Origin of the sequence: Mesorhizobium sp. M0244 (assembly GCF_040321795.1) — a bacterium.
Taxonomy (GTDB): Bacteria; Pseudomonadota; Alphaproteobacteria; order Rhizobiales; family Rhizobiaceae; genus Mesorhizobium.
Genome location: NZ_JAMYSE010000246.1, coordinates 1 through 528, shown reverse-complemented (window position 1 = coordinate 528; position 528 = coordinate 1). Strand labels below are relative to the sequence as shown.

Annotated in this window: 1 pseudogene; it reads right to left on the bottom strand. The window is 61.2% G+C overall.

The window, feature by feature from the left end:
- Positions 1–321 precede the first annotated feature (321 nt).
- Positions 322–528: pseudogene (locus NKJ08_RS38890) on the bottom strand (IS110 family transposase); the annotation flags it as partial.

The window sequence follows — 528 nt, the reverse complement described above, 5'->3', positions numbered from 1 at the left end:
CCCCTCAGAGCAAGCGCCGTTCTCTCTCCAAAACTTTTTGCAGAACCTTCAGCACATCTGTGGACGCCCCCGTGAGCGCAAGAAGAATCTTCGAAGGCAGTATAGCGGCGCGTAGTCGGGTGCTGACATCTGTCCGGCCTCTGATGCGGCCTTCCATTTGCCGCCGGCCCGTATGGGAGTTCGCCGATCGGATCCATATCACTACCGCGCGCTCGAAGCGCTCTGTGCTGAACTGGTTTTTCCGATCCGTCTCTCATCGACTGTCGCGCCATACCTCTCCGTGTGACCTTCCTACACCTGCGACGACCTCAGACCGAGCTGCTATGCTGCCACGGCCGGAGCCCTGTAGGTCCCACCTCTTGCCATGAGCGCCCAGACGATGCGGGCCATCTTGTTGGCAAGAGCGACGACCACAAGCATTGGCGGCTTGCGGGCGAGCATGCGCCCAAGCCACGATCCTTCCCGAATGCCTCGCCGACGAGCATGACGCACGACAGCGCTCGCTCCGATGATAAGCAGGCGCCGCAA